6 protein-coding genes are annotated in these 9,347 nt (G+C 74.7%); all 6 read left to right on the top strand.

Features of this window, described 5'->3' with window-relative positions; translation table 11 throughout:
* Positions 1-59 precede the first annotated feature (59 nt).
* The 6 genes from LWC33_RS13320 (at position 60) to LWC33_RS13295 (ending at position 9,286) form a co-directional block, all read left to right on the top strand.
* Positions 60-1,655 (top strand): AMP-binding protein, encoded by a 1,596-nt coding sequence (locus tag LWC33_RS13320; RefSeq protein WP_233304670.1) that lies wholly within the window; start codon positions 60-62, stop codon positions 1,653-1,655.
* Between the two features lie 192 nt (positions 1,656-1,847).
* The gene (locus LWC33_RS13315) at positions 1,848-3,143 is read left to right on the top strand and encodes a bifunctional glycosyltransferase family 2/GtrA family protein (protein ID WP_233304669.1); all 1,296 of its coding nucleotides are present in this window, start codon (positions 1,848-1,850) and stop codon (positions 3,141-3,143) included.
* A 43-nt stretch (positions 3,144-3,186) separates the two neighbouring features.
* Entirely contained in the window at positions 3,187-5,400 is a 2,214-nt protein-coding gene (locus LWC33_RS13310; protein WP_372476603.1) for an ArnT family glycosyltransferase, read from the top strand.
* A gap of 94 nt (positions 5,401-5,494) precedes the next feature.
* Positions 5,495-7,123: an AMP-binding protein gene (locus LWC33_RS13305; protein WP_233304668.1), complete on the top strand. Its 1,629-nt coding sequence runs from the start codon at positions 5,495-5,497 to the stop codon at positions 7,121-7,123.
* Between the two features lie 56 nt (positions 7,124-7,179).
* Positions 7,180-8,058 carry a ferredoxin family protein gene (locus LWC33_RS13300; protein WP_233304667.1) on the top strand — a complete coding sequence of 293 codons (879 nt, stop codon included), beginning with the start codon at positions 7,180-7,182 and terminating at the stop codon, positions 8,056-8,058.
* A gap of 112 nt (positions 8,059-8,170) precedes the next feature.
* Entirely contained in the window at positions 8,171-9,286 is a 1,116-nt protein-coding gene (locus LWC33_RS13295; protein WP_233304666.1) for an acyl-CoA dehydrogenase family protein, read from the top strand.
* The last annotated feature ends 61 nt before the right edge of the window (positions 9,287-9,347 follow it).

Genomic DNA, 9,347 nt, shown 5'->3' with positions numbered 1-9,347 from the left:
TCCCGACGCAGACTGAACGCGCGTTCAGCGAGGGGACACCGCCGTCACCGGGAGGCCGCATGGGCACACCGCCCACCGTGCAGCAGGGGGTCGTGTTCCGCGACCTGATCGACCACTGGGCGGCGGAGACGCCGGACCGCGTGGTCGCCGTGTTCGACACCGGCGACCCCGAGTGGACCTTCGCGGACCTGCGACGCCAGGTACGGGTGACCGCCCGCGCGCTCCAGCGGGCCGGCGTGCGGCAGGGCGACCACGTGGCGTCCTGGCTGGAGAACGGGCCGCTCGCGGTGCGGGTCTGGCTCGCCGTGGCCTACCTGGGTGCGGTCCACGTCCCCTTCAACACCGCCTACAAGGGCGGCCTCCTCGAGCACGCGGTCGCGCTCTCCGAGGTCAGCGTCATGATCACGCACGCCGGGCTGGCCGAGCGGCTCGGCGCGGTGGACACGGCCCGGCTGCGCACGGTCTTCACCGAGGGCGGCCCCACCGAGCTCGCGGGCGTCGACGTCCGGCCGGTGGAGGACCTCCTCGACGGGCCCGACGACCTCGATCCCCTCGACCGCCCGCTGCAGCCCTGGGACACCGCCGCGCTGCTGTTCACCTCCGGCACCACCGGGCCGTCGAAGGCCGTGCTCTCCTCGGCGATGCACCTGGCCACCATGGGCCGGGTCTCGTACCCCGACACCCACGCGGACGACCGCGGCCTGATCTTCACCCCGCTCTTCCACATCACCGGGATGTCGGCGGTGTGCTGGGCGCTGGTGCACGGCGGCTCCTTCGGCGTGATCACGAAGTACAGCACCGCCACCTTCTGGGAGGACGTGCTGCGCGTGCGGGGCACCTTCCTCGTGATGATGGGGTCGATCGGGACCTTCCTGAACGCGCTGCCGCCGTCGGACGCGGAGCGGAACACGACCCTGCGCATGGCACTGCTCGCCCCGATGACCCCCGACGCGATGGCGATCTGCCGGCGGGCGGGGATGCGCTACTACAGCGTGTTCAACATGAGCGAGACCTCGGTGCCGCTGCGCACCGGCTTCGACCCGGAGACGCCCTACAGCTGCGGCGGCCCGCGGAAGGGCGTCGAGGCCCGGCTCGTCGACGAGCACGACATGCCCGTACCACCCGGCGCCGTGGGTGAGCTGGTGCTGCGCTGCACCGATCCGTGGGTGATGACCACGGGCTACTTCCACAACGCCGAGGCGACCGCCGAGGCCTGGCGCAACGCCTGGTTCCACACCGGCGACGCCCTGCGGCAGGAGCCGTCCGGCGAGTACTTCTACGTCGACCGGGTCAAGGACTCGATCCGCCGCCGCGGCGAGAACATCTCCTCCTACGAGGTCGAGGTGGAGGTCCAGGCGCACCCGGCCGTCGACGAGGCCGCCGCCGTCGCGGTGCCGAGCGAGCTGGGCGAGGACGACGTGCTGGTCGTCGTGGTCCCCCGCGCGGGCGCCGAGATCGACCCGGCCGAGCTGCTCGCCTTCCTGGTCGACCGGATGCCGCACTACATGGTGCCGCGGTACGTCCGGGTCGCCGACGCCCTGCCGCGCACACCCACGATGAAGGTGCAGAAGGCGCTGCTGCGGGCCGAGGGATCCGCGGCCGCCTGGGACCGCGAGGCGGCCGGCATCCGGGTGCGACGGGAAGCGGTCCGGTAGCCGCACACAGCTCGCGCACAGGTCCGGCACACGATCGCGACAGCCGGCAGCGGGATGGTCGGGCCCATGAGGCCTGCTCCCCGCTCCGAGCGCGACCGTGTGACGGGCGCGACACCGGATCGGGTCGGCTTGACAGCGGGGCCACAGGTCGACCACAAACCCGCGACAGGCCCGGGTCCGATCGTCGTCGGTATGAGCCCCGTCGTCGCCGAGAACACGACCGCCAGCGCGCCCGGGAACGCCGCACGCGGCGGCCGGCGCGCCTGCACCGTGCTGGACATCGTCGTCCCCGTCCACAACGAGGAGAACGACCTCGAGCCTTCGGTCCGGCGGCTGCGCGACCACCTCCTGCGCAGCTTCCCCTACTCCTTCCGCATCACCATCGCCGACAACGCCAGCGTCGACACGACCCCGCTGATCGGCGCCCGCCTGGAGGCCGAGCTCCCCGAGGTCCGGCTGGTCCGGCTCGAGCAGAAGGGCCGCGGCCGGGCCCTGCACACCGTGTGGTCGGCGTCCGACGCCTCCGTGCTCGCCTACTGCGACGTCGACCTGTCCACCGACCTCAACGCCGTCCTCCCGCTCGTCGCCCCGCTGATCTCGGGGCACTCCGACCTGGCCATCGGCACCCGGCTCGGCCGCGGCTCCCGGGTGGTGCGCGGGGCGAAGCGCGAGTTCATCTCCCGCTGCTACAACCTCATCCTCCGCAGCACGCTGCAGGCCGGGTTCTCCGACGCGCAGTGCGGGTTCAAGGCCATCCGTGCCGACGTCGCGCAGCGGCTGCTCCCGCTCGTCGAGGACACCGGCTGGTTCTTCGACACCGAGCTGCTGGTGCTGGCCGAGCGCGCGGGGCTGCGCATCCACGAGGTCCCCGTGGACTGGGTGGACGACCCGAACTCGACCGTGGACATCGTCGCGACGGCCACGGCCGACCTCAAGGGCGTCTGGCGCGTCGGCCGCGCGCTGGCCACCGGCGCCCTCCCGATCGTCGAGTTGCGGGCCCAGCTGGGTCGGGCGCCCCTCCAGCCGTCCGTCGAGGGCGTGCCGCGCGGCCTGCCGACGCAGCTGGTGCGGTTCGCCGCGATCGGCGTGGCGAGCACGGTCGCGAACCTGGTGCTGTTCCTGCTGTTCCGCACGTTCATGGGCCCGATCTGGGCCAACGTCGTGGCGCTGCTGGTCACCACGATCGCCAACACCGCCGCCAACCGCCGCCTGACGTTCGGCGTCCGCGGCCGCGACGGCGCCGTCACCCACCAGTTCCAGGGGCTCATCGTGTTCGGGCTCGGTCTCGGCCTGACGACGGGCGCGCTGGCCCTGCTCGGCGTCCTCGTCCCCGGTGCGCACCAGAGCCTCGAGGTCGTGACGATCATCGTCGCCAACCTGGTCGCCACCGTGCTGCGCTTCGTCCTCTTCCGGGCGTGGATCTTCCGCGGGCGGTCCGCCGGCGCGGCCGCCGAGCCGGCCGAGGTGCCCTCCGAGATCGCCGCCTGACCCTCTCGCCCGACCCCTCAGCGCGTCCGCACGAAAGGCAGCCGTGACCACCACGCTCCACACCGACACCGGAGCCGCCCGACCCCCCGCGGACGGTTCCGGCCCCCGGCACACCGCCGCCGACCCCCGGCGGCGGTGGCACCGCCCGGCGTACGTGCTCCTGCTGGTCGGTACCGCGGCGCTCTACCTGCAGAACATCGCGATCTCGGGCTGGGGCAACTCCTTCTACGCCGCCGCCGTGCAGGCCGGGACGCAGAACTGGACCGCGCTCTTCTTCGGCTCGCTCGACAGCGGCAACGCGATCACGGTCGACAAGCCGCCGGCGTCGCTGTGGATCATGGCCCTCTCCGGGCGGATCTTCGGGTTCAGCTCGTGGAGCATGCTCGCACCGCAGGCGCTGATGGCGGTCACGTCGGTCGCGCTGCTGTACGCGGCGGTGAAGCGGGTCGCCGGCCCGGGCGTCGGGCTGCTCGCCGGGCTGGTCCTGGCGCTCACGCCCGTCGCGGTGCTGATGTTCCGCTTCAACAACCCCGACGCGTTCCTCGTCCTACTGCTGGTCCTCGCCGGCTACTGCACTGTGCGGACGCTGGAGAAGGCGTCGTGGCGCTGGCTGCTGCTCACCGGGCTGGTGCTCGGGTTCGCGTTCCTGGCGAAGATGCTGCAGGCCTTCCTGGTGGTGCCCGGCTTCGCGTTCGCGTACCTGTGGGCGGCCCCGACGACCGTCGGGAAGCGGATCCGCGACGTCCTGGTGGCCGGCGTCGGGATCGTCGTCGGCGCGGGCTGGTGGCTGCTCGCGGTGGCGCTCTGGCCGGTCGACGCGCGGCCGTACATCGGTGGCTCCACGAACAACACGCCGCTCGAGCTGGCCTTCGGCTACAACGGCCTCGGCCGGATCTTCGGCGGCGAGGGCAACCGCGGGGGCGGCGGCTTCCGCGGTACGGAGCGTGCGTTCGACATGGGCGCCGGCGGGTTCCCCGGGGGCGCCGAGGCGGCAGGCGGCTTCCCCGGGGCACCCGGTGGGATGCCCGGAGGCGGCGGTCCCGGCGGCAGCATGTTCGGCGGGACGGCCGGCCTCGGCCGGCTCTTCGGCACCTCCTTCGGCACGCAGATCTCGTGGCTGCTCCCGGCGGCGCTGATCCTGCTGGTCGCGGCCCTGTGGTTCACCCGCCGGGCGCCGAGGACCGATCGGATGCGCGGCTCGCTGCTCGTGTGGGGTGGCTGGACGGTCGTGACGTGGCTGGTGTTCAGCTTCATGAGCGGCACCATCCACCCCTACTACTCGGTGGCGCTGGCGCCGGGCATCGCGGCGCTGGTCGCGCTCGGCGGGCGCGAGGCCTGGCGGGCCCGCGACACCTGGACCGGCCGGGCGGCCCTGGCCGTGACCTCCGCGGTCACGGCGGTGTGGGCGTTCGTGATGCTGGGCTGGTCACCGACCTTCCTGCCGTGGCTGCGGTGGGTGGTCCTGGTCGTCGGGCTGGTCGCGGCCGCCGCGTTCCTGATCCCGGCCGGGCGCCGGCGCTGGGGGGCCGCCGTGGCGGGCGCCGCCGTGCTCGCCGGCATCGCCGCCCCGACGGCGTCGGCCGCGGTCACCGCGGGCACCGCGCACAGCGGATCCATTCCGAGCGCCGGACCCGCAGTGGAAGGCGCCGAGGGCTTCGGCGGGATGCGCGGCGCGGATGTGCGCGACGACGGGCGGACGGGCGACCGAACCGAGGGCACCTTCCCCGGGATGCCGGGCGTCACGACCGACGGCACGACCCCGAACGGCACCACTCCCGACGGGACCGCTCGCAACGGCACCTCTCCCGGCACCCTTCCGGACGGCTCGGGGCAGCGCTACGGAACGGGTGCTGCGCAAGGCGGCTTCGGCGGCTTCGGCGGCGGCCCGGGTGGTTTCGGCGGCCCGGGTGAGGAGTCGGTCGACACCCAGCTCGTCACGCTGCTCAAGAACGCCGGCACCCGCTGGGCGGCGGCGACCACCGGCTCTCAGGGCGCGGCGTCGATGGAGCTCGCCTCCGGAACGTCGGTCATGGCGATGGGCGGCTTCATCGGCTCCGACCCCTACCCCACGCTGCAGCAGTTCCAGCAGTACGTCGCGAACGGGGAGATCCACTACTTCGTCACCGGCGGTATGGGCGGCGGCCCCGGCGGCCGCGGGGGCGCCACGTCGGAGATCACCAGTTGGGTCGAGCAGCACTACACGGCGACGACGGTCGGCGGCCACACGGTCTACGACCTCACGGCCCCGAAGGCCTGACCTGGGGCGTCGTTGCGCGTGCGCGGTCGGTGGGTGCTCCGGCACCGTCGACCGCGCACAGCGGTGCGGGTGCGGGCACGGTTGAATGGCGCGCGTGAGCGACCGCCGGACCCCCTCCCTCACCGACGCCCTCGGCCCGGCCGCCGCGGGCCTGCGCGGCGCAGCCACCACCGCCCTCGGCACCGGCCGCGCGCTGGTCGCGCTGACGCGTTCCGGCGTCGTCCGGCCGATGCGGCCGGACCGGCTGGCCGGATCGATCGCGGGCCTGGTCCGCTATCGGCTCAGTCTCGCCGGGGGCTACGCGGTCGGCGCGGCCCGCCACCCCGACCGGCCCGCGGTCGTCGACGAGTCCGGCACGCTCACCTACGCGGAGGTCCACGCCCGCACGGACGGCCTCGCGCGCGCCCTCAAGGACCGCGGCGCCGCCGAACGGACCCGGGTCGGCGTGCTGTGCCGCAACCACCACGGCGCGATCGAGGCGATGGTGGCCTGCGCGAAGCTGGGCGCGGACGTCGTGCTGCTCAACACCGGCCTGCCCGCCGGCCAGCTCGCCGAGATCGCCGGGGAGCTGCGGCTGCGGCTCGTCGTGACCGACGAGGAGTTCCGCGACCGGATCCCCGAGGGCCTCACCGTGATCGGCGAGGGCGAGCTCGACGCGCTCACCGCGACGCCGGGCCCGCCGCCCGGGCGTCCGGCCGAGGAGGGCCGGGTGATCGTGCTGACCTCCGGCACCACCGGCACACCGAAGGGTGCGCAGCGGCCGCCGATCTCGACCATCGCGCCCGCGGCGTCGATCCTCTCGGTCATCCCGCTACGGGCGGGCGAGCCGACGCTGCTGGCCGCTCCGCTCTTCCACACCTGGGGCAACGCCGGCCTGCTGCTGACCCTGCTGCACGGCGGCACGGTGGTGCTGCGCCGGAGGTTCGACCCCGAGGACTTCCTCGACGCCGTCGCGGCCGAGCGGATCCAGGTCGTGATCGCCGTGCCGGTGATGGTCCAGCGGGTGTTCGAGACCGGGCAGCCGTGGCGCGACGGGCACCGGCCGCGGATCATCGCCGTCTCCGGGTCGGCGCTGCCGACCGGGCTCGCCCAGGACTTCATGGACCGCTACGGCGACTGCCTCTACAACCTCTACGGCTCCACCGAGGTCTCGTGGGTGAGCATCGCCTCGCCGCGTGACCTGCGCGAGGCTCCGGGCACCGCGGGGCGGGCGCCCGTCGGCACGGTCCTGCGCATCCTCGACGACGACGGCCGCGGGGTCCCGCCGAACACCGACGGCCGCGTCTTCGTCGGCAACGACCTGCCGTTCGAGGGCTACACCCGCGAGGGCCAGGACATCGAGCGGCAGGACGGGTTGATCGGCACCGGCGACGTCGGGCACCTCGACGACGCCGGGCGGCTCTTCCTCACCGGCCGGGGCGACGACATGATCGTCTCGGGCGGTGAGAACGTCCACCCCGGTCCGGTCGAGGACCTCATCGCCGCGGACGACGCGGTGCGCGAGGTCGCCGTCGTCGGGGTGCCGGACGAGAAGTTCGGCCAGCGGCTCGCGGCCTACGTCGTGCTGCGCGAGGGCGCGTCCCTCGACGAGGACGGCGTGCGCGCCCTGGTGAAGGAGAAGGCCGCCCGGTTCGCCGTCCCGCGTGACGTGGTGTTCCTCGACGAGCTCCCCCGCAACCAGACCGGCAAGGTGGTCACCAGAGAGTTACCGGGCGTGGACTGAACGCATCGTGCGAGGTCACCCGTGCGATTTAGGGTGGCCTAAGGTAGGGTCCCGGAATGGCCGGCAGGACCGACGCGCGCTGCTCCGCACTCGCGCGTGCGCTCGCCGAGCCGCTCCCCGGCACCGCCCCCGTCGGCGACCGGCTCGTGTGCGTCGAGCACCTCGGCGCGTGGCCGCGGACCGTCGACCGGCACCCCGATCCCGCCGTCGCCGGGCTCGTCGAACGGGCCCGCGCGGCCGGCCGGCGGCTGCTGCTGATCCGGCGGCCCGGGCGTCGTCCGCCGCCGGACTCGCCGCGCACCGTGCTGCTCGCCGACACCGGCCCCGGGGCCCGGCGGGTCGGGAGGTTCGTCGTCGACGGGCCCGCGGACCTCGCGTCCGTCCCGCTCGACGACGCCCGCGCCGGCGAACCCGTCACCCGGCCGTTGATGCTGGTCTGCACGCACGGCACCCGCGACCTGTGCTGCGCCGTCGACGGGCTCGCGCTCGCCCGCGGGCTCGCCGAGACCGAGACGGACGGGATCTGGGAGTGCTCGCACCTCGGGGGGCACCGCTTCGCCCCGACCGCGCTCGTGCTGCCCACCGGTTACCTCTACGGCCGCCTCGACCTCGCCTCGGCGATCGAGGCGCGCAAGGCCGCCGGACAGGGCGAGGTGGAGCACGGGCACTGCCGCGGCCGCGCCGCCTGGGAGCCCGCCGGGCAGGTCGCGGAGCTGGCCGTGCGCGCGCAGACCGGGCTGCGGGACGTCGACGCCCTCCTCGTCGCCCGCATCGACGGTCCCGAGGTGCTCGTCACCGGGCCTGGCGGTACGGCGTGGGCGGTGCGGGTCGAGCCGGTCCCCGGCCCCGCACGCCCCACCTCCTGCGGCGGCACCCTCGAACGCATGGCCCCGCTCATGGCCACCGAGATCCGGGAGCTCGCCCGGGCGCGATGAGGTGGGCGTCGCCCGGGCCCGGGCGGGCCACCACCCACCGCCCGAGCCGCAGCCCGAACGCTTCACCAGCGTGCTTCGGCCGCGGACGGCACTGGCGCCTACCGTCTCCCCGGTGATCGCTCCCCTCCGAAATCCGGCCGCCGAGGGGCCCGTCGACCGGGCCCGGCGGCTCGCCGTCGAGCTGCTCGAACCGCACGCGGCGGAGGCCGACGACCCGGCGCGCGGGGTGCGCCGGGAGCACACCCGGGCTCTCGCGGCGGCGGGCCTGCTGAGCGTGCGGATCCCCGAGGCCGAGGGCGGGCTCGGTGCCGACGCGCTCGGGGACGTCGAGGTCACCGAGGTCCTCGCCGGGGCGTGCGCGGCAACCTGGTTCGTGGTCAACCAGCACCGCACGCCGCAGATGCTCGCCCGCGGCGCTGTGACCGGCCTCGACCCCGCGCACTTCACCGCCGGAGACGCCGGCCCGGCGCACCGCGCGGCCTTGTCGTCGGCGGACGAACAGGCAGGGCTCGCGATCGCGCACCTGCGCCCGCCAGGCCCACCCGCCGTCCGCGCGAAACCCGAAGGCGCCGGCTGGCGACTGCACGGGCGCGCCGACTGGTGCACCGGATGGGGCCTGGTCGACCACGTGATGATCGCTGCCGCCGCACCCGGCGACCGGTACCTGTTCACGCTGGTCCCGGCACACGACACCGCCGCCCTCCGGAGCGGCCAGCCGCTGCCGCTGGCGGTCATGGGCGGGACCCGGACCGTCGCGCTGGAGATCGACGGGCTCGCCGTCGGCCCCGACGCCGTTCTCGGTCTCGCCGACGGCCCCGCCTACCGCGAGCTCGACGCCGCCCGAACCGCCAACCCCACGGCGGCGACCACCGGCCTGCTCCGCCGGGTCCTGCGCGCGCTGTCGGAACTCGACCGGCCCGGGGTCGCAGAGCTCGCCGCGACGCTGGCCGAACGAGCAGACCACCTCCGCGCCGAGGCCCTCGCCCTGCTGCTCGAGGTCCCGGCGCGCGAACGGATCCCGGAGCGGCTGGCCCTGCGCGGCGAGCTCGGCGCCCTGACCGTCCGGGCCGCGAACGCCCTGGTCGCGGCCCGTTCGGGTGGCGCGATGCTGCGCACCAGCCCGGAGCAGCGGTGGGCCCGCGAGGCGAGCTTCCACCTCGTCCAGGCCCAGACCGCGCCGGTCCGCGCCGCCCAGCTCGCCGCCCTCGGCCGCGACGACCGGCGATGAGCACGACGTTCGAGGACAGCGCTCGTGCGACGGTCGAGGAGCGCCCGCGCGACGTTCACGG

Origin of the sequence: Pseudonocardia terrae (assembly GCF_021343995.1) — a bacterium.
GTDB lineage: Bacteria > Actinomycetota > Actinomycetes > Mycobacteriales > Pseudonocardiaceae > Pseudonocardia > Pseudonocardia terrae.
This window is presented reverse-complemented; position numbering and strand designations above follow the sequence as displayed.